The organism is Polaromonas sp. P3_A5 (genome assembly GCF_056403055.1).
Genome location: NZ_JBFUGF010000001.1, coordinates 2774879 through 2792809 on the forward strand (window position 1 = coordinate 2774879; position 17931 = coordinate 2792809).

The 17931-nt window shown below is 62.9% G+C and carries 17 protein-coding genes; 11 read left to right on the forward strand and 6 right to left on the reverse strand.

Annotated features, from left to right (window positions below; translation table 11 throughout):
- The first annotated feature begins 7 nt into the window (after positions 1-7).
- The 3 genes from tsaE (at position 8) to AC1DU8_RS13165 (ending at position 2290) form a co-directional block, all read left to right on the forward strand.
- Complete coding sequence (gene tsaE, locus AC1DU8_RS13155) at positions 8-496, forward strand: tRNA (adenosine(37)-N6)-threonylcarbamoyltransferase complex ATPase subunit type 1 TsaE (protein ID WP_457278953.1); 489 nt, start codon at positions 8-10, stop codon at positions 494-496.
- On the forward strand, positions 493-1884 hold the full coding sequence (locus tag AC1DU8_RS13160; protein WP_457278954.1) for an N-acetylmuramoyl-L-alanine amidase: 1392 nt from the start codon (positions 493-495) through the stop codon (positions 1882-1884). The genes tsaE and AC1DU8_RS13160 overlap by 4 nt, the downstream gene beginning before the upstream one ends.
- A gap of 190 nt (positions 1885-2074) precedes the next feature.
- Positions 2075-2290 (forward strand): glycine zipper 2TM domain-containing protein, encoded by a 216-nt coding sequence (locus tag AC1DU8_RS13165; protein ID WP_457278955.1) that lies wholly within the window; start codon positions 2075-2077, stop codon positions 2288-2290.
- Between the two features lie 65 nt (positions 2291-2355).
- Here the strand turns inward: AC1DU8_RS13165 and AC1DU8_RS13170 are convergent, their stop codons facing one another.
- The 3 genes from AC1DU8_RS13170 to AC1DU8_RS13180 form a co-directional block, all read right to left on the reverse strand.
- On the reverse strand, positions 2356-2817 hold the full coding sequence (locus AC1DU8_RS13170; protein WP_457279778.1) for an aromatic-ring-hydroxylating dioxygenase subunit beta: 462 nt from the start codon (positions 2815-2817) through the stop codon (positions 2356-2358).
- A gap of 29 nt (positions 2818-2846) precedes the next feature.
- Positions 2847-4169, reverse strand: a complete 1323-nt coding sequence (locus AC1DU8_RS13175) for an SRPBCC family protein (RefSeq protein ID WP_477726851.1) — start codon at positions 4167-4169, stop codon at positions 2847-2849.
- Between the two features lie 118 nt (positions 4170-4287).
- Positions 4288-5301 carry a PfkB family carbohydrate kinase gene (locus tag AC1DU8_RS13180; RefSeq protein ID WP_477726852.1) on the reverse strand — a complete coding sequence of 338 codons (1014 nt, stop codon included), beginning with the start codon at positions 5299-5301 and terminating at the stop codon, positions 4288-4290.
- Between the two features lie 129 nt (positions 5302-5430).
- Here AC1DU8_RS13180 and AC1DU8_RS13185 point away from each other — a divergent pair, with 129 nt between their 5' ends.
- The 5 genes from AC1DU8_RS13185 to AC1DU8_RS13205 all read left to right on the forward strand — a co-directional run bounded on the left by AC1DU8_RS13185 (position 5431) and on the right by AC1DU8_RS13205 (position 10123).
- Positions 5431-6420 (forward strand): substrate-binding domain-containing protein, encoded by a 990-nt coding sequence (locus AC1DU8_RS13185; RefSeq protein WP_477726853.1) that lies wholly within the window; start codon positions 5431-5433, stop codon positions 6418-6420.
- Positions 6421-6505: 85 nt separating this feature from the next.
- A complete protein-coding gene (locus tag AC1DU8_RS13190) occupies positions 6506-7462 on the forward strand; it encodes an ABC transporter permease (RefSeq protein WP_457278959.1) in 957 nt (318 codons plus the stop codon).
- Positions 7462-8271, forward strand: a complete 810-nt coding sequence (locus tag AC1DU8_RS13195) for an ATP-binding cassette domain-containing protein (protein ID WP_457278960.1) — start codon at positions 7462-7464, stop codon at positions 8269-8271. Before AC1DU8_RS13190 ends, AC1DU8_RS13195 begins: the two co-directional genes overlap by 1 nt.
- 146 nt (positions 8272-8417) lie before the next feature.
- Positions 8418-8870 (forward strand): RbsD/FucU family protein, encoded by a 453-nt coding sequence (locus AC1DU8_RS13200; RefSeq protein WP_457278961.1) that lies wholly within the window; start codon positions 8418-8420, stop codon positions 8868-8870.
- On the forward strand, positions 8867-10123 hold the full coding sequence (locus AC1DU8_RS13205) for an ROK family transcriptional regulator (RefSeq protein ID WP_477726854.1): 1257 nt from the start codon (positions 8867-8869) through the stop codon (positions 10121-10123). The genes AC1DU8_RS13200 and AC1DU8_RS13205 overlap by 4 nt, the downstream gene beginning before the upstream one ends.
- On the opposite strand, the gene AC1DU8_RS13210 is transcribed toward AC1DU8_RS13205, so the two are convergent.
- From AC1DU8_RS13210 to AC1DU8_RS13220, 3 genes are all read right to left on the reverse strand, one after another.
- Entirely contained in the window at positions 10107-11957 is a 1851-nt protein-coding gene (locus tag AC1DU8_RS13210; protein WP_477726855.1) for an AMP-dependent synthetase/ligase, read from the reverse strand. The two genes, AC1DU8_RS13205 and AC1DU8_RS13210, sit on opposite strands and share 17 nt — an antisense overlap.
- A 127-nt stretch (positions 11958-12084) precedes the next feature.
- Positions 12085-12738, reverse strand: a complete 654-nt coding sequence (locus AC1DU8_RS13215) for a DedA family protein (RefSeq protein ID WP_477667485.1) — start codon at positions 12736-12738, stop codon at positions 12085-12087.
- A 48-nt stretch (positions 12739-12786) separates the two neighbouring features.
- A complete protein-coding gene (locus tag AC1DU8_RS13220) occupies positions 12787-13452 on the reverse strand; it encodes a hypothetical protein (RefSeq protein ID WP_477667486.1) in 666 nt (221 codons plus the stop codon).
- A gap of 138 nt (positions 13453-13590) precedes the next feature.
- Here AC1DU8_RS13220 and mutL point away from each other — a divergent pair, with 138 nt between their 5' ends.
- The 3 genes from mutL to AC1DU8_RS13235 all read left to right on the forward strand — a co-directional run bounded on the left by mutL (position 13591) and on the right by AC1DU8_RS13235 (position 17922).
- A complete protein-coding gene (mutL, locus tag AC1DU8_RS13225; protein WP_477667487.1) occupies positions 13591-15501 on the forward strand; it encodes a DNA mismatch repair endonuclease MutL in 1911 nt (636 codons plus the stop codon).
- A gap of 32 nt (positions 15502-15533) precedes the next feature.
- Positions 15534-16484: an alpha/beta hydrolase gene (locus AC1DU8_RS13230; RefSeq protein WP_457278967.1), complete on the forward strand. Its 951-nt coding sequence runs from the start codon at positions 15534-15536 to the stop codon at positions 16482-16484.
- Between the two features lie 106 nt (positions 16485-16590).
- Positions 16591-17922, forward strand: a complete 1332-nt coding sequence (locus AC1DU8_RS13235) for an ammonium transporter (RefSeq protein ID WP_457278968.1) — start codon at positions 16591-16593, stop codon at positions 17920-17922.
- The last annotated feature ends 9 nt before the right edge of the window (positions 17923-17931 follow it).

A 17931-nucleotide genomic window follows, 5' to 3' on the forward strand; every position in this document is an offset into this window, starting at 1 on the left:
CGAATTGATGACTGTTCAAAGAATTGCTGGCGGGCACCCGCTGATTGTAAAAAACATTCCCTGGCCCGACGAAGCGGCCACGGCGGCATTCGCGCAAACACTGGCGGGTCATCCCGCGATTGGCCGCGCGCTCATTGAGCTTCAGGGCGACCTTGGCGCCGGCAAGACCACCTTTGTGCGCCACCTGCTCAAGAGTTTGGGCGTCGAAGGCCGCATCAAAAGTCCCACGTATGCAGTGGTCGAGCCCTACACTTTGCCGAAGATGAATATCTGGCATTTTGACTTCTACCGCTTTAACGATCCGCGCGAGTGGGAAGAGGCGGGGTTACGCGACATCTTTGCCAGCACCGGGCTCAAGCTGGTCGAATGGCCGGAAAAAGCAGGCCCGCATCTGCCGCAACCTGATCTGCGGCTCCACCTGGAAGTCCTGCCGGACGATACCCGCGCAGTTACCCTGACGGCTCACACGCCCACAGGCGCGGAATTGCTGGCATGAAGCGGCAGCCCGTCACCCGCCGCAGCGCCCTGCAACTGGGCAGCGTGGTGCTTCTGCTGGGCGTGCAGCACATCGCGCGCGGCGCGACCATCGTGGCCGTGCGTGTCTGGCCGTCCAAAGACTACACGCGGCTCACCATCGAATCCGACGGCGAGATCAAGGCAAAACAATTTTTCATCGCCGACCCGCCGCGCCTTGCCGTCGATATCGAAGGCATAGACCTGATTCCCGCGCTGCGCGAACTGGTCGCCAAGGTGAAATCCGACGACCCGAATATCTCGGGCATACGCGTGGGGCAAAACGCCCCTGGCGTGGTGCGGCTCGTAATAGACCTCAAGCAGCCCATCCAGCCGCAGGTATTCACCCTGCCGCCTGTAGCGGCTTACCAGTACCGGCTGGTGTTCGACTTGTACCCGACGCAGGTCGCCGACCCGCTCGAAGCCCTGATTGCCGAGAAGCTCGCCGACAGGCAACCGGGCACCACACCCGCCCCCGCCAACGACCCTATCGCCGACCTGATCGCGCGGCAGTCGGGCAAGCAGGCCGACGGCAAGCCACCGCCGGCAGTCGTCGCGGAAAAAGACAAGGACAAGGCCCACGGGCCAACGACCGGCCCTGCCACCCCCGGCGGCGCCAAGACCTCGCCCGAAGCGGCCGTCATTGCGAAGAACAAGACCGACCGTCTCGTCATCGTCGCGCTGGACCCGGGCCATGGAGGGGAAGATCCCGGCGCCGTCGGCCCCGGCGGCACGCGCGAGAAAGACGTGGTGCTGCAGATCGCGCACCGCCTGCGCGACCGTATCAACCAGCAGCCCAATATGCGCGCCTACCTCACGCGCGATGCCGACTTCTTTGTGCCGCTGCATGTGCGCGTGCAAAAAGCGCGGCGCGTGCAGGCCGACCTTTTCATCAGCATCCATGCCGACGCATTTTTTACGGCACGACCGCAAGGCGCCAGCGTCTTCGCGCTCAGCGAAAAAGGGGCCTCCAGCAGCGCCGCGCGCTGGATCGCCGATAAAGAAAACTCCGCCGACCTGGTGGGCGGCATCAACGTCAAGGCCAAGGACGCCCAGGTACAGAAAGCCCTGCTCGACATGAGCACCACGGCGCAGATCAACGACAGCCTCAAGCTCGGCAGTGCCATGCTGGGCGAGATCGGCAATGTCGGCAAGCTGCACAAACCGAAGGTCGAGCAAGCCGGCTTCGCTGTCCTCAAAGCGCCCGACATCCCCAGCGTGCTGGTGGAGACCGCCTTCATCAGCAACCCCGACGAAGAAGCCAAACTGCGCAGCGACGAATACCAGGTACAGCTGGCCGACGCCTTGATGCGCGGCATCACGCGCTACTTCGCGCGCAACCCGCCGCTGGCGCGCAACCGCGCTGTTTAAGTACCGCATCGGCGCGCATTGATGCGCCGAAAATTACCACCAAAGACCGCAGCAAGCCGACACGCCGCGGCAACCTTCTCCTACAACCTCCACATACCCGTCCCCCTACAGTGAAATTACAGGCAAGGTCAGGACTTCACGATGTGAATACCCCAGCAAGAGCCTGAAACTCTGAGCAAAGGTGGACAAGATGAATACGAAATTGATGATGTCAGCGGTAGCAGCGGCGGCACTGATCGGCCTGGGTGGTTGCAGCACCAGCCCGACCAATGCACAGATAGGCACCGGTGTTGGTGCCGTGGCCGGTGGCCTGGTCGGTAATGCCGTATTCGGCAGCACCCTGGGCACCGTGGGCGGCGCGGCAGCCGGAGCGGTGATCGGTAACGAAGTCGGTAAAAGGCGCTAAAAGAAACGCCAGGCAACGCGGCCCCGGCACCTGCCGGGTTGGTGCTGCCTGCACCAGTATCCCTGCTACACCGGATAGATCAGCGAGTTGAGGATCATCTCGCTGTCATACACACAAAGACGGCTCCTGAATTTCAGGACGCCGTCTTTTTTGATGAGCTCGTCGATATAACGCCCGACGTTGTAGACCTCGCTCACGCCGCCCGGCTTGGTGCGGAACACCGCGTAGTTGGCCTCGGCCTTGACGACATCGCCTTCCTCCGAGAGGATGCGCGCCGGGCTGACGATGTGGCGCATGTAATAAGGCCCGTGATAAATCGTCTGCGTGACGCCATACACCCGATCCTTCATCATGCCCCGGCTTTCCAGCGCCATGAGGGCCAGCGGCAGGCCGCGGTCAAAATTCTCGCGGGCCTGCACCTTGTAGTTGCCCTCTTCCACAAAGAATTCCGGCCACGCATCAAACCGCTTTTCGTCCAGCGCCGCCGCGTAGGCTGCGTTGAGCTGGTCCACCTCCAGTTGCAGCATCAGGCGCTGCAGTCCCTGTTCACTCGCCGTCATAGACCCATGACTTTCTTCCAGTAGGCATACATGCTGCGGATCAGGGTTTCGGTGACCATGTGCTCCGTCATCTCGGTGCCGGTGCCACCCAGCTCGCACAGTGTTGAGCCGGTGTCGCCAGCCTGTGCAAAGCCGGCCTGGCTGAACTCGATCACTTCACCGTCATCCGCACTGACAAAACCGGCCGGGCCGAACAGGTTGGCCTGGCGCAGGCGGCGCTGCGTCATTTCGGGTGTGTCGTCGGCAAAGCCGAAGTGCGTCCAGATGAAATCAAACTCACCCTCCCCACGCGGCACGATGTGGCGTGTGCTCAGCGAATTGACCTGCTGCTGGATGATAAGACTGGGAAACAGCGTGATCATGGTCACGGTGGGCGTGATGTCGCTGCCCGGGCTGGATGGGTCGGGCATCTTCCACCAAGGCTCGGGCACCACGTCCAGCAGGCGGTCGTCATGCAGGGCCATGTTGGCCTTGAACGAGGTCACGCCTTCGGTCACGGCGTCGTTCTGCCCACCCTCGTTGCGGCGCGAAATCATCACGGCATGGCGGCCCTCGCCGTCCATCACCATGCGGCTTTTCTGGTCGGCACGCCAAAGGCCGAAGGTCACAAACCACGTGTGCAGCAGGCCGGGGTGGTAAGGGTCCTTGATGTTTTCCATCATCAGCTTCCAGTTGCCCGGAATGCGCTGGCGGTTGTAGCCCAGCAGCGTCAGCTTGCGCGCTCCGTCAGGGCCTTTGAAGATGCGGTCCAACCACGGCGTGATCTGCTGGCCGAGATAGTTTTCCAGCGGTTCGGTGTCGTCGCTGAAAGTGGCAAACACCAGGCCGTGCAGCACTGCAACACGCAACTTGGTCAGCCCATGATCCTTGAGATCGAACCCTTCGGGCATGCCGCCGTTGACGCAATCACCCTCTTTCACGCCGTCCTTGAAGGGCAACCCCGCCAGGTCGCCGTTGAGTTTGTAGGTCCACTGGTGATACGGGCAGACAAAGCTGCGCGCATTGCCCTGCGGGTTCTGGCAAAAGCGCACACCACGGTGGGCGCAACGGTTTTCAACAACGCGTATGCCGTGGTCGGTGGCACGGTCTTTGGGCGCGATACGGTCCCGCACCATCAGCACCTGGCGTTCGCCGACATGGCTGAGTTTGTAGTCGCCCACATTGGGAATCTCGGCTTCCAGGCCCACATAGCACCAGTGCGCGCCGTAAAAGATTTTCTCCAGCTCGCGCTGGTATAGCTGCGCATCGGTGTAGGCCCAGAAGGGCACGCGACTGGAGCCGGGGTCGCTCCAGCGTGACAGGGTATGGGGTGCGTTCATCTGAGTGTCTCCGGGTCCTGCAGCGTACCTGCGCACAGGATTTCGGACAGATAATACGCTTACTTACGATCTCTGACTTCTTTCCCTGATCTTTTCAGTAAGGCATCGGTAGCGGCCGTCAGTCAAATACGCAGGTTGCCTGTTCAATCCTGGCCTGCACTTCCGCCCCGGTCGGAGGCACACAGCCACGCTGCATGACACACAAGCTGGCGCTGGCCACAGCATGGGCCAGCAAACTGCGCCCCGCGTCATCGCCGACCAACGCCACCAAAGCGCCAGTACCGCTCGCAGCGGTTTTCCGCGCGAGCAAGGCAACCATGAAGCCGGCGAGGAAACAGTCACCCGCCCCCACGGTATCCACCACCGCCAACGGCCGGGATTCGCGGGCGCGCCACTGCCGGCCATCGCGTGTCAACAGACAGGCTCCGCGCGGCCCCAGGGTCAGAACCAGCAAGCCGGCACCGCTCGTGCCGAGCAGATGCTGCGCCCGCGCAAATACATCGGTGCCAGGTATCTCCAGGCTTTCCAGGTCTTCATCGCTGACCTTGACGACGTCGGCGTGTTGCAGCGCAGCGTGCACATTGCGCCTGTAGGCCTGCAGGTCCGGCATGACCGACGGCCGCAGGTTGGCATCCACCACCACCACGCTGCCCGCCTGATGCTGGGCTCGCAGCCACGGCAGGTAGCGGCCCGCATCCTCGGGCGCGAGCGCCAGGGCGCCGGTGTACACCATCTCGAGCCCGGGGACGCGCTGACACGACTGGATCAGGCTGTCCGCCGTGACTGCACGGTCCGCCACTTCCTGCCGGTAAAAAACATAGTCAGGATGGCCTGCGTCATCCAGCCCCACCACGGCCAGTGAGGTGCTTTGTGCCACGGGCTGTGGACAGGCCAGCCGCACACCATCTCCGGTCAGCGCTGCGGCCAGCTGGCGGCCAAAGCGATCGCGCGACAGAGGGTTGAGGTACAGGGTGTTGACGCCCTGCCGGGCCAGCGCGCGCGTCAGGTTGAAAACAGCGCCACCCGGGCAGGGTTCATAACGTCCGTCCGGTTGAACGATCAGGTCAATCAACGCTTCACCAGCGGTTGCAACTTGCAGCACTTTTTCAGGGTTTTTCTCAGGGTAATCCATAACTAAAACAACTTGATTTAATAACTCAAGCGCCACTATAGTTCACCAACGCCCAGCACTCATGGGTATTTTCCCGCGAACTCCAGTGCCTGGCGGCCTGGAATGTCGATTCAACAAGGAGACAATTTGATGAAAAAGACCACCACTCTCTTGGCACTGTCCAGCCTCGCGCTGGCCGCCACATCGGCCTTTGCAGCGGGCGAACCTGTGATCGGCCTGATTACCAAAACCGAAACCAACCCCTTCTTCGTCAAGATGAAGGAAGGCGCTGAAGCCGAGGCCAAAAAACTCGGCGCCAAGCTGCTGACCGCCGCCGGCAAATCGGACGGCGACACCGCTGGACAGATCACGGCCCTCGAAAACATGGCTGCCGCCGGCGCCAAGACCATTTTGATCACCGCCAGCGGAGATGCCATCGCACCCACCGTCAAAAAACTGCAGGCCAAGGGCGTGCAGGTCATTGCACTGGACAGCCCTTTTGCGGGAGCTGACGCGCTGTTTGCCACCGACAACTACAAGGCCGGTGTGCTGATTGGCCAGTACGCCAAAGCGGCCATGGCCGGCAAGCCCGCCAAAATCGCCACGCTCGATTTGTTCCCCGGTCACCCCGTGGGCGCACAGCGTCACAACGGTTTCATGAAGGGTTTCGGCCTGGCAGCGGCAGACGCGAAATCCAACGAGCTGTCCAAAGACCCAGCCGTGGTCTGCATGGCTGACAGTTTTGGTGACCAGGCCAAAGGCCAGACCGCCATGGAAAACTGCCTGCAAAAAAATCCCGATATCAACGTGGTCTACACCATCAACGAACCTGCAGCCGCCGGCGCATTCAATGCACTGAAAAAGGCCGGCAAGGAAAAAGGCGTGACCATCCTCTCGGTCGACGGCGGCTGCCAGGGCATCAAGGACACGGGAGCCGGCGTCATCACCGCGACTTCACAGCAATACCCCCTGACCATGGCGGCACTGGGCGTGGCAGCAGGCGTCAGTTACGCCAAGGGCGGCAAAAAAGCGTCGGGTTACACCGACACCGGCGTGACCCTGATCTCGGCCAAAGCTCTCCCGGGCGTAGACAGCAAAGACGTCAAAACCGGCATGGACCTTTGCTGGGGCACCAAGTAATCGACCTGCTGCTTGCCAGCTGTCATCCCGGACCGAACCCGGTGCGGGATGACAAAATCATTTTCCTCATCCTGGGCCCTTACCGATGAACCTGTCTTCGCGCCACATCCCGTGGGGGGCCCTCGGCCCCTGGCTGGCCCTGCTGGCCACTTGCATCTTTTTTACCACCCAGTCAGACCGCTTCCTGACGGGTGCAAACCTGTCCCTGGTGCTGCAGCAGGTGATGGTGGTCGGTGTCCTGGCCATTGGGCAGACCCTGATCATCCTGACGGCCGGCATCGACCTGTCCTGCGGCATGGTGATGGCATTGGGCGGCATGGTGATGACCAAGTTCGCCGTGAATTACGGCATCGACCCCTACCTGGCCATTGCTTGCGGCCTGGCGGTCACGACCGGCTTCGGCCTCCTCAATGGCCTGCTGGTCACCCGCATCAAATTGCCCCCTTTCATCGTGACGCTGGGCACACTGAACATCGCTTTTGCGATCACCCAGATTTACTCCAACGCGCAAATCGTTCCCAACCTCCCGACGGAATTGACGGCGCTGGGCAACACCTTCGATCTGGGCAGTACGGAGGTCAGCCTGGGCACCGTCGCCATGATCGGCCTCTACCTGCTGGCGTGGTTTGTCTTGCGTGACACCGCACCGGGCCGGCACCTGTATGCAGTGGGCAATAACGCCGAAGCCGCACGGCTGACCGGCATCCGGGTCGACCGCGTGCTGGTGGCCGTCTATGCACTGGCCGGCCTCTTTTACGGCATCGCCGCGCTCCTGTCGGTGGCGCGCACCGGCGTCGGCGATCCGAATGCCGGGCAAACCGAAAACCTGGATGCCATCACCGCCGTGGTGCTGGGTGGCACCAGCCTGTTTGGCGGACGCGGCATCATTCTGGGCACACTCGTCGGCGCGGTGATTGTGGGCGTGTTTCGCAACGGTCTCACCCTGATGGGCGTTGCCTCCGTCTACCAGACACTGATTACCGGCATTCTGGTGATCCTGGCGGTCGCGGCCGACCAGATGTCGCGCAAAGGGCCACGCTGATGAACACCCCAACGCCCCTCCAAACTCCTGCGCCTTTGATCATGCAGGCCAAAGGGCTGGTCAAACGCTACGGTCAGGTCACCGCACTGGACGGTACCGACTTCGAACTACGCGCCGGCGAAATCCTGGCCGTGATCGGTGACAACGGCGCCGGCAAATCCTCGCTGATCAAGGCACTGTCGGGCGCCACTGTGCCCGACGAAGGTGAATTGCTGCTCGACGGCAAGCCGATGCGTTTCAAGTCCCCCATCGATGCGCGCCGTGCCGGGATCGAAACCGTCTACCAGGACCTGGCTGTGGCCCCTGCCATGAGCATTGCGGAGAATCTGTTCCTGGGCCGCGAACTCCTCAGGCCCGGTCCCCTGGGCCGCTGGCTGCGTGTGCTCGACAAGAAGAAGATGCTGGAGCAGGCCATTGCCCGCATGCAGGAACTCAAGGTCGGGATCCGTTCGATGACGCAGGCCGTGGAAACACTTTCCGGCGGCCAGCGCCAGTGTGTGGCCGTGGCGCGCGCCGCTGCCTTTGCGCAGCATGTGGTCATCATGGACGAACCCACGGCTGCCCTGGGCGTGAAAGAGGGCAACATGGTGCTGGAGCTGATTCGCCGGGTGCGCGACAAAGGCCTGCCCGTCATCTTGATCAGCCACAACATGCCGCATGTGTTTGAAATCGCCGACCGCATCCACATCCAGCGCCTGGGCCGCCGTGCGGCAGTCGTGAATCCCAAGATCATCAGCATGAGCGACACCGTGGCCGTGATGACGGGCGCCAAGACGGCCGAAGAATTGCCGGAGTCCGCGCTTGCCTGAAACAGCCCCCACGCTCGGCACTGACGTGTCCTCGCTGCCCCCCGAGGGGGCGCTGCGCCTGCGGCCCGGCGAAGCCGGTTCCGCGGCCCCGGCTGGTGAAGAAGAAGCTTCCACGCTTGTCACACCGCAACGCATGAGGCCCGCTCATGCTTAAAGGCATTGACCCCCTGCTCACGCCCGAGTTGCTCAAGGTATTGGCCGAGATGGGTCATGACGACGCGCTGCTGCTGGCCGATGCCAATTTCACGGCCATGAGTGTGGGCGCGGGCAAACCCGTGCTGCGCCTGCCTGGCCACGGCATGGCGCGAACAGCACGGGCCGTGGCTTCGCTGCTGCCTCTGGCTGAAGATGTGGATCACCCGGTGGCTTACATGCAGGTCAGCGGTACCGAGGCACCCTACCGTTCGGAGCTACAGCGCGAGGTACTGGCGCTGCTGGCCCCGGGGTGGCTGCCGCATCAGCAGGCCGAGGCCGTTGAGCGCTACGCGTTTTATGAGCGGGTACGCCAGGCCTATGCGATTGTGGTGACGGGTGAATTGCAGCCTTTTGGCAACTTCATCCTGCGCAAAGGGGTCATCGGCGAAAATCTGCGTCCATGACCGAATCTCCTGTCACTGCGGCCACTCCCGCTACCCCCGCGGAATCCGAAGCAGCCACGCCTGTGTGGCTGCGCCAGCGCGGCTCCAACCACGTGGGCATGCGCCAGTTCAACGAACGCGTGGTGCTGCAGGCTATCCGCCTGCACGGTAGCGTACCCAAAGCCGAACTGGCCCGCCTGACCAACCTGACCGCACAGACCATCGGGCTGATCACTGCCCGGCTGGAAGAAGACGACCTGCTGATCCGGCACGACCGCGTGCGCGGGCGCATTGGCCAACCCTCGGTGCCGCTGGCGCTGAACCCCGACGGCGCCTTCTCAGTGGGCATCAAGATTGGCCGGCGCAGCACCGACTGGCTGCTGGTCGACTTCACCGGTCTGGTCCGCCAACGCCTGTCGCTGGCCTATGCCTTCCCCGATGCCGACACCCTGCTCCCCGTGATCGGCCAGAACCTGCGCACCCTGCGTGAGCAACTCGGTGCACTGGCTCCGCGGCTGGTAGGCGTGGGGGTGGCCGCGCCCTTCCAGCTTGGCGGCTGGCACCGGATGCTGGGGCTGTCGGCGCAGCAGTCGGACCGTTGGAACCACATCGACCTCAGCGCCGAAGTGCAGGCCATGACCGAGCTGCCTGTGAGTTTTGCCAAAGACACCTCGGCGGCCTGTGTGGCCGAGCTGGTGTCGGGCCGCGGGCGCGACCTCAAGAGCTTTCTCTACCTGTTTGTCGACACCTTTGTGGGGGGCGGCCTGGTCATCAATTCACAACTCCACGCCGGCATCCACAACAACGCCGGCGCCGTGGCGTCGCTGCCATTGCAGGCGGCCCAGCCACCCGGCGCGCCGCCACAGCTGGTCAGCCAGGCTTCGCTCTGGGAACTGGAGCAGTGTTTCAAGGCACGCGGGCTTGACCCGACTGCAGCCTACGACGAACGCGCCCTGCAGCCGCCGTTCGAGTCCGACACCCAGGCCTGGGTGACCAGCGCCGCCAATGCACTGGCCCACAGCGTGGTCAGCGCAACGGCCCTGCTGGATATCGATGCCGTGGTGATGGATGGCTCCTTTTGCCGCCCGCTGCTGCAGCGCCTGATTGAAGCCACGGGCGCAGCACTCGGCCGCTACAACTGGGAAGGTCTCTGGCCCGCCCAGGTGATGGCCGGCAGCATTGGCTCCGACGCTCGCGCACTGGGCGGTGCCATGCTGCCTCTGCATGCCAACTTCGCACCCGACCGCGACCTGTTTCTCAAGGGTGGCCGCTGATCCGCGCTTCGGGACGGTACATCGCCTCGATTTCGCGCGCATAACGAGCCATCAGGTTGTTGCGCTTGAGCTTGAGAGTCGGCGTCATCAGGGTGTTTTCGGGCGTCCACGGCTCCCGCGTAAGGTACACGGCACGCGGCGTCGCGTAGCGTGCGAAGTCCTTCGTCTGGGCGGCCATGCGCTCCAGCGCGAGCTTGTGCACAGCCGGCAGGTGCAGGCTGGCCGGGTCCTCGGGGTCCAGCGCCAGCGCCGCAGCCACACGCTGCCATTCGGCCGGGTTGACCACTGCCACACAGGCGATGAAGGGGCGGTTTTCACCGACCACAAAGACCTGGTCGAACAGGGAGTCGGCGGCAATCGCCACCTCGAGGTCGCCCGGCGGTACTTTTTCGCCGGTCGACGTCACGATGATTTCCTTCAGGCGTCCCATGATGCGGATACGCCCGCCATCGATCACGGCCTGGTCTCCGGTACACAGCCAGCCGTCTTCTGTCAGCACGCGGGCCGTGTCTTCGGGGCGTTTCCAGTAGCCCTTCATCACCAGCGGGCCGCGCACCTGCAGTTCCTGGTTGGCGCTGATGCGCACCTCGACACCCGGCAAGGCCCTGCCCACTGTGGCCGGGTCGTTGTCGTCCACACCATTGCCCGACACCACGGGCGATGTCTCCGTCATGCCGTAGCCCTGCAGCAGCGGCAGGCCCAGCCCGAGGAAACAGCGTGCCACCGCATGCGACAAGGGCGCACCACCGCTCACCGCCACCCGCACGCGTCCACCAAACTGCGCCCGCAAGGTTCCGGCCACCAGCCGCTCCAGCAGGGGCCAGACCAGGGGATCCAGCCATGCCCACGGACTTTTTTCGCTTTCCGCCAAAAGCAATCCCTGTACGCGGCAAAACCGCCGCCAGCCGACAGACTGCGCCGTCAGAAACAGGCGTGTTTTAAGCGGCGACTGCGTCAGTGTCTCCTGCAGTTTGGCAAATACGCGCTCGTAAATACGCGGCACCGAAATCAGCACGGTGGGACGCACGGTTTTCAGGTCCTCGGCCAGCAAGGGCACGGAACGCGCATAAGCCACGCAGCTTCCGGCGGCAATGGGCAGGTAATAACCGGCGGTCCGTTCAAACGTGTGCGACAGCGGCAGGAACGACAGGAACACATCGTCCACCATCGGTACCACCAGCGACAGGATGGCCCGTACATTGGACACGATGTTTCGGTGCGTCAGCATCACACCCTTGGGTTTGCCCGTGGTGCCTGAGGTATAGACGATGGCCGCAAGGTCGTCCTCCTGCGGTGCGGGCAGCAAGCCGGCGTACCCTTCCCCCGCCGCCAGCCAGTCGGCCAGGGGCACAACTGCCACCGCCCCACCCGCCCCGCTCAACGGCGCTTCAGGCACGGCGACCACCACGCAGCGCAGCGCCGGCAAGGGCGTTCCGACAGCCTCAACGGCCTGCCACTGTGAAAGCGACGACACCATCAGCAGGGAAGCTTCGCAGTCCGCCAGGATGTAGGCAATGCTGCCGGCATTGTCAATGGCATGCAACGGTACAGGCACCAGCGCCAACGACAGGGCCGCCTGGTCGATGCTCACGGCATTGAGGCCGTTGGGCAGCAGGATCGCAACACTCGCATGGGCCGGCAGCTGCGTGGCCGCCAGCGCGCGCCGCCACTGCGCGACCCGCTCGCTGGCCTCAGCCCAGCAGGTGCTGTGCCATTGCCCGGTGAGGGCATCAAATTCACGGTAAGCCTCAGCCTCGGGACTGTGTGCCACGCGAAAGGCCAGTAATTCCGGCAGCGTGTGCACTGCGGCAATATCCAGGGGAGTGATGTTCATTCAGGTTTTCCTGCCAGCCAGAAAGGCGGCACTGTCATTTTTTATCACGTGCGCAGTTGCGCGTGACTGCGTTGCATCAAGCCCGTTCAACAACAGGCCTCTTGGGCGGATGCGTATCAGCGCACCTTCAGGCGCCGGCGTTGCCTGCTTTGCGCCTGGCCTTCCAGGCGCCGAAAATAACAATCAGGCCGGGAATAAAAATCATGGCCCAGATGATCTTGTCGAGATGGGTTTTGACGAACGGGATGTTGCCGAAAAAATAACCAGCCGTCACGATGCCGCCGACCCACAGTGCACCGCCCACAAGGTTGTACAGCGTGAACTTGCTGCGCGTCATGTCCGACACGCCCGCCACAAAGGGGGCAAAAGTACGAAGAAACGGCATGAAACGCGCCGCGATGATGGTGATACCGCCGTACCGCTCGTAAAACGCATGGGCCTGGTCAAAAGCCTTTTTGTTGAACCAACGCGAGTTTTCCCACTGAAACACCTTGGGACCCAACGCTCGCCCTATGCCGTAGTTGCACTGGTCGCCCAGCACAGCTGCCACAAACAGCAACGCCACCGCCACCGGAAAACTCATGAGGCCGACGCCGCACATCGCGCCCACCACAAACAGCAGTGAATCACCCGGCAAAAATGGCATGACGACCACGCCGGTTTCCACAAAAATAATCAGGAATAACAGGGCATACACCCACGCGCCGTAGCTGGTGACAAAGGCTTCCAGGTGCTTGTCGACATGAAGAATGAAATCAATGAGAAAGGTGGCAAATTCCATACCGGTGATTTTGACAGGTATGAAACCCGCGCCCGCCGCGTACCGGCCTCAGCGGCCACTGTTGCCGCTGACCCGCGTCATGACATGTACCAGACCCTTGCCAGGCGCATAGATATAGCCGTAGCTCGTCCCCGAACCGGTTTTCCAGCCATACTGCACGGCACCGGGTGTGCCGTCATACACGCATGAAAGCTTTTCAATCTCGACGGACGTCACTTCGTTGCGCGTGCCTCTCGGTGAAAAATAAGTGGTGTTGTAGCGGCGTACCTGGCCCTGCGACCACATGCCCACCGGAAACTTCCCCTCGTTGGTCGCGTTGCCAAAACGCTGGTCATACACCCGGCCAATGGCGGTACGGTCGGGCGTCAGCGCAAAACGCTCGTGCGCACGCGGGACCTTGCGTTCGTAGATTTCGTAGACAGTACCGCCCTGGCCTTCCCACTGCATGGGTCCTTTGAGTGTCACGTCTGCCTTGCCCACAGAACCATCGGGTAACTCGTCGACAAACGGATACACCCGATCAACCGCTGCAAATACCAGTTCCCGGCTATCTGTCATGGGGTTGCCGGTGAGAAGTTCGACTGGCAAAAACCGCTCCTTGATGCTTTCATCCTGTATGCACACGGGCACCTTGGGTGTTTGCACCTGCGCTTGCGCCATACCGGCAAGAAAAAGGGCGAAGATCAAGGAAGAAGCTTGGGCTTTCAATCGCATGGGATTCCCTTACATCAATAAAATAAATCGGAACCATGATGGTTGTCGCAACAAAATCTTACAAGATCCGGAAAAGGGGCAGTTGCCGGACTTGTTGCTTCCTCACTCCAAAAAGCCCAACCCGTAAAATCAGTAGCAATGACCCCTCTTCCTGCCCGCCGCCCGATCCGCGAACTTCCCGATGAATTGATCAGCCAGATCGCGGCCGGCGAAGTGGTGGAGCGCCCAGCGTCCGTCGTGCGCGAGCTGGTGGACAACGCGCTGGACGCCGGCGCCACGCAAGTGACTGTGCGGCTGCTGGCCGGCGGCGTACGGCTCATCGTGGTCGAAGACGACGGCTTCGGCATCCCGCGCGAAGAACTTCCCGTCGCCCTGAGGCGCCATGCCACCAGCAAGATTGCCTCATTGCAAGACCTGGAAGCCGTCGGCACCATGGGTTTTCGGGGCGAGGCGCTGGCGGCGATCAATTCGATCGCCGACATGAGCCTGCTGTCCAGAACCGCCGCGGATGAACACGCATGGCAGCTTGACGGCCGCACCGGCGAACTGAAGCCCGCCGCGCGCAACCGTGGCACCAGCGTGGAAGTGCGGGAGCTGTTTTACGCCACGCCCGCGCGCCGCAAATTCCTGAAGACCGATGCCACCGAACTGGCCCACTGCATCGAAGCCGTACGCCGCCATGCACTGGTGCGGCCCGATGTGGGTTTTGCGATCTGGCACGAAGGCAAGCTGGTCGAACAATGGCGCGCGGCGACAGGCGACAACGCCCACCAGCAGCGCCTGGCCGATGTGCTGGGCAGCGAATTTGTCGAGCAGTCCGTGACCGTCAGCTATGAGAGTTCAGCGCGCCGCGCCGACGGCCTGCCCGCCGTGCGCGTCTGGGGCGTCGCCGGCATTCCGGATGCCGCCCGCTCGCGCGCCGACCAGCAGTTCGCGTATGTCAATGGCCGTTACGTACGCGACAAGGTGCTGACCCACGCTGCGCGCAGCGCCTATGAAGACGTGCTGCATGGCCACCGCCAGCCGGTCTATGCGCTGTATGTCGAGATCGATCCGTCCCGCGTGGACGTGAACGTGCACCCGACCAAGATCGAAGTGCGTTTTCGCGACAGCCGTGAGGTGCACCAGGCGGTGCGCCACGCCACCGAAAACGCGCTGGCCATCCCGCGCTCCACGGCAGCGGCCCAGGCAGGCGCGGAAGACGCTGCTGTCACGCCCACCGGATTTCTTGAGCAAAACAAGGCTTTTGCGCAACAGGGATGGGCGCAACCAGCTATCAATTTTGTAGCAAACGGCGGTCACAGGGCCTCCGACTTTGACGCCATGTGGCCGTCATCGCAAGCCGTCGCGCCCAGCCAGCGGGAATCTGGCGAGGATGCCCTGTACGTCACCATTCCCCCGGTCGGAAATGGCATGGCGGGCGTGCCTGAAGGCGCAAGCGCCCTGCCCTCCGGCGACTGGCCGCTGGGCCGCGCCATCGCCCAGCTGCAGGGCATCTACGTGCTGGCCGAAAACACCCAGGGCCTTGTCATTGTGGACATGCACGCTGCCCACGAGCGCATCGTCTATGAACGCCTGAAAACCCAGATGGACGGTGCCGATGGCGCCAGCATCATCAGCCAGCCGCTGCTGATTCCGGCCACCTTTGCCGCCAGCCCCCAGGAAGTGGCCACGGCCGAGGCCAACGCCCAGGCATTGGCAACGCTGGGCCTGGAAATCACGCCTTTTTCGCCCAAAACCCTGGCGGTGCGCGCCGTGCCCACCAGCCTGGCGCAGGGCGATGCGGTGGAACTGGCCCGCAGCGTGCTGGCCGAACTGGCCCAGCACGACGCCAGCACCGTCATACAGCGGGCCCGGAACGAGTTGCTGTCCACCATGGCCTGCCACGGCGCCGTGCGCGCCAACCGCAAGCTCACGCTCGACGAAATGAACGCCCTGCTGCGCCAGATGGAAGCCACTGAGCGCTCCGACCAATGCAACCACGGGCGGCCCACCTGGCGGCAGGTCAGCATCCGGGAGCTTGACACGCTCTTCATGCGCGGACGCTGAACTTTCCGGCGCCCGGCGAATCATTCACTTGCATGAAACGCTGGCACCTCTTTACTTCCTTCCTGATGACGCTGGCGTTGCTGGCGGGCTGTGCCACCCTTGACGAAAAGCAGCGAGCCTGGATCTTTCAGCCCAGCGACCGCACCTGGGGCGGGGCTGCAGCCGCCGCGGTGGGAATGGAAGACGTCTGGATTGACTTCAACGCCGCCAGCGGCAGTGGCGGCGACCACCCCGTCCGCCTGCACGGCCTGTGGCTGCCGGCAGACGAGTCGGATGCCGCAAGCAAAACCCCCGTGCTGCTGTACCTGCATGGCGCGCGTTACAACGTCACCGGCTCCGCGCCGCGCATGCGCCGCATGCAGGAGCTCGGCTTCTCGGTCCTGGGGATCGACTACCGCGGTTTTGGTAAAAGCACCTACGAACTGCCGTCGGAAACATCGGCCTACGAAGACGCCCGCGCCGCCTGGGACTGGCTGGCCAAAAAGTACCCCGACCGTCCCCGTTACATCTTCGGACACTCGCTGGGCGGGCCGATTGCCATCAACCTGGCCACGGAGGTGGCCGATGAAAGCGGCACGATTGTCGAAAGCACATTCACTTCCATCGCCGATGTCGTGAGTACGTCCCAGTGGGGCTGGATGCCGGTGTCGCTGCTCATCACCCAGCGTTTCGAGGCCGTCCGAAAAGTCGGCAAGATCGGCTCCCCCCTGCTGGTGGTGCATGGCGGCGAAGACCGCCTGATCCTGCCGGACCTGGGGCGCAAGCTTTATGACGCTGCAGCGCAGCCCAAGCTCTTCTTGCTGGTGCCGGGTGGCTCGCACCACGACACCAACCTGGTCGGCCAGCCCCAGTACCGACAAGCGCTGGCACAGCTGTTTCGGATGGACAGGAGCCTTGCTGACGGTGCGCACAATGAGGCATTGCAGGTGGCTGGCGGCAAACGCGCCCCAAAACAAGCCGAAATGCTACAGAACAAGGAATAATGCCCAAAAACGGGTATTTTTTACTTACCCAATACATGTAGCCGGATGTAACATTCCCCGTACCGCATAGCAGCTGATAACAGCTGAAACAACGAGAGGGGAATGTATGAGCCAAGTCCTGGTTACCCGCAGGTCGTCTGCCTTCACTTTGCTGGCCCCTGCGCTGGCGCTGCTGGCATCTACCCCTCTCCACGCCCAGACCGCCGCCGCTGCCGCGGCGCCTGCCGTTGCGAAATTCAATGGCGCGGACACCGCCTGGATGCTCATCTCGACCGTGCTGGTGCTTTTGATGACCATTCCCGGCATCATGCTGTTCTACAGCGGCATGATGCGGGCCAAAAATGCGCTCTCCATCGTGGCGCACACTTTTGCGGCCACCACGGTTGTCACGCTGGTTTGGGCGGGCATTGCCTATTCACTGGCCTTCACGCCCGGCAACCCCTGGATCGGCGACATGAGCCGCGCGCTAAGCGAAGGACTATTGGGCGCAAAAGTCGGCGCGCACGTTTCAGCGCCTTCCGTGCCGGAATCCGCTTTCTTCCTGTTCCAGCTGGCATTCGCCATCATCACCTTCGCACTGATCATCGGCGCCACCGTGGAGCGCATGCGCCTGAGCGCCACCATTTTCTTTGCGGCCTTCTGGACCATCCTGGTATACGCCCCTGTGGCGCACTGGATCTGGCAACCCACCGGCTGGCTCGCCAGCATGGGGCACATGGACTTTGCGGGCGGCACGGTGGTGCACATCGCGGCCGGCTTCAGCGGCCTGGTGGCGGCCAAGGTCGTGGGTCCGCGCAAAGGCTTCGGAACCGAACCCATGGTGCCGCACAACCTCTTGATATCCATCATCGGCGCCGGGCTCTTGTGGGCGGGCTGGTTCGGCTTCAATGCCGGTTCGGCCTTTGAGGCGAGTTCACGCGCCGTGGGCGCCCTGCTGGCCACCCAGGTGGCAGCTTGCGTCGGCGCGTTCATGTGGGGCATTTGCGAATATGTCCAGCGCGGCAAGTTCAGCGTGCTGGGCATGGCAACAGGCGCCATTGCCGGCCTCGTCGCCATCACGCCGGCGTCCGGTTTTGTCGGCGTCATGGGCGCATCGGTCTTGGGCTTTGCGGGCGGCGTCGGCTGCTTCCTGGCCGTGACCCGCTTCAAGCGTGCCACAGGAATTGACGACTCGCTTGACGTATTTGCCCTGCATGGCGTGGGCGGCATCATCGGCACGGTCCTGACCCCGGTCTTTGCGCTCAAGGAAATTGCACCCGTGACCGCCACCGTGTTTACCAACCTCGTGGGAGCCTGCGCCGTTGCAGCTTACGCAGGCGTCGCGACCTGGCTGATTTTGCTGGTGGTCAAACCCCTGGCAGGCCTTCGCGTCACCGCGGCAGAGGAAGAACTGGGCCTTGACCTTGCCCAGCACGGCGAGATGATTTCAGGTGCTTGAGTTCCCACC

What these genes read in the sequence shown, in the direction of transcription:
- tsaE (WP_457278953.1), top strand. Translation starts at nt 8, where the DNA reads ATGACTGTTCAAAGAATTGCTGGCGGGCACCCGCTGATTGTAAAAAAC.
- AC1DU8_RS13160 (WP_457278954.1), top strand. Translation starts at nt 493, where the DNA reads ATGAAGCGGCAGCCCGTCACCCGCCGCAGCGCCCTGCAACTGGGCAGC.
- AC1DU8_RS13165 (WP_457278955.1), top strand. Translation starts at nt 2,075, where the DNA reads ATGAATACGAAATTGATGATGTCAGCGGTAGCAGCGGCGGCACTGATC.
- AC1DU8_RS13170 (WP_457279778.1), bottom strand. Translation starts at nt 2,817, where the DNA reads ATGCTGCAACTGGAGGTGGACCAGCTCAACGCAGCCTACGCGGCGGCG.
- AC1DU8_RS13175 (WP_477726851.1), bottom strand. Translation starts at nt 4,169, where the DNA reads ATGAACGCACCCCATACCCTGTCACGCTGGAGCGACCCCGGCTCCAGT.
- AC1DU8_RS13180 (WP_477726852.1), bottom strand. Translation starts at nt 5,301, where the DNA reads ATGGATTACCCTGAGAAAAACCCTGAAAAAGTGCTGCAAGTTGCAACC.
- AC1DU8_RS13185 (WP_477726853.1), top strand. Translation starts at nt 5,431, where the DNA reads ATGAAAAAGACCACCACTCTCTTGGCACTGTCCAGCCTCGCGCTGGCC.
- AC1DU8_RS13190 (WP_457278959.1), top strand. Translation starts at nt 6,506, where the DNA reads ATGAACCTGTCTTCGCGCCACATCCCGTGGGGGGCCCTCGGCCCCTGG.
- AC1DU8_RS13195 (WP_457278960.1), top strand. Translation starts at nt 7,462, where the DNA reads ATGAACACCCCAACGCCCCTCCAAACTCCTGCGCCTTTGATCATGCAG.
- AC1DU8_RS13200 (WP_457278961.1), top strand. Translation starts at nt 8,418, where the DNA reads ATGCTTAAAGGCATTGACCCCCTGCTCACGCCCGAGTTGCTCAAGGTA.
- AC1DU8_RS13205 (WP_477726854.1), top strand. Translation starts at nt 8,867, where the DNA reads ATGACCGAATCTCCTGTCACTGCGGCCACTCCCGCTACCCCCGCGGAA.
- AC1DU8_RS13210 (WP_477726855.1), bottom strand. Translation starts at nt 11,957, where the DNA reads ATGAACATCACTCCCCTGGATATTGCCGCAGTGCACACGCTGCCGGAA.
- AC1DU8_RS13215 (WP_477667485.1), bottom strand. Translation starts at nt 12,738, where the DNA reads ATGGAATTTGCCACCTTTCTCATTGATTTCATTCTTCATGTCGACAAG.
- AC1DU8_RS13220 (WP_477667486.1), bottom strand. Translation starts at nt 13,452, where the DNA reads ATGCGATTGAAAGCCCAAGCTTCTTCCTTGATCTTCGCCCTTTTTCTT.
- mutL (WP_477667487.1), top strand. Translation starts at nt 13,591, where the DNA reads ATGACCCCTCTTCCTGCCCGCCGCCCGATCCGCGAACTTCCCGATGAA.
- AC1DU8_RS13230 (WP_457278967.1), top strand. Translation starts at nt 15,534, where the DNA reads ATGAAACGCTGGCACCTCTTTACTTCCTTCCTGATGACGCTGGCGTTG.
- AC1DU8_RS13235 (WP_457278968.1), top strand. Translation starts at nt 16,591, where the DNA reads ATGAGCCAAGTCCTGGTTACCCGCAGGTCGTCTGCCTTCACTTTGCTG.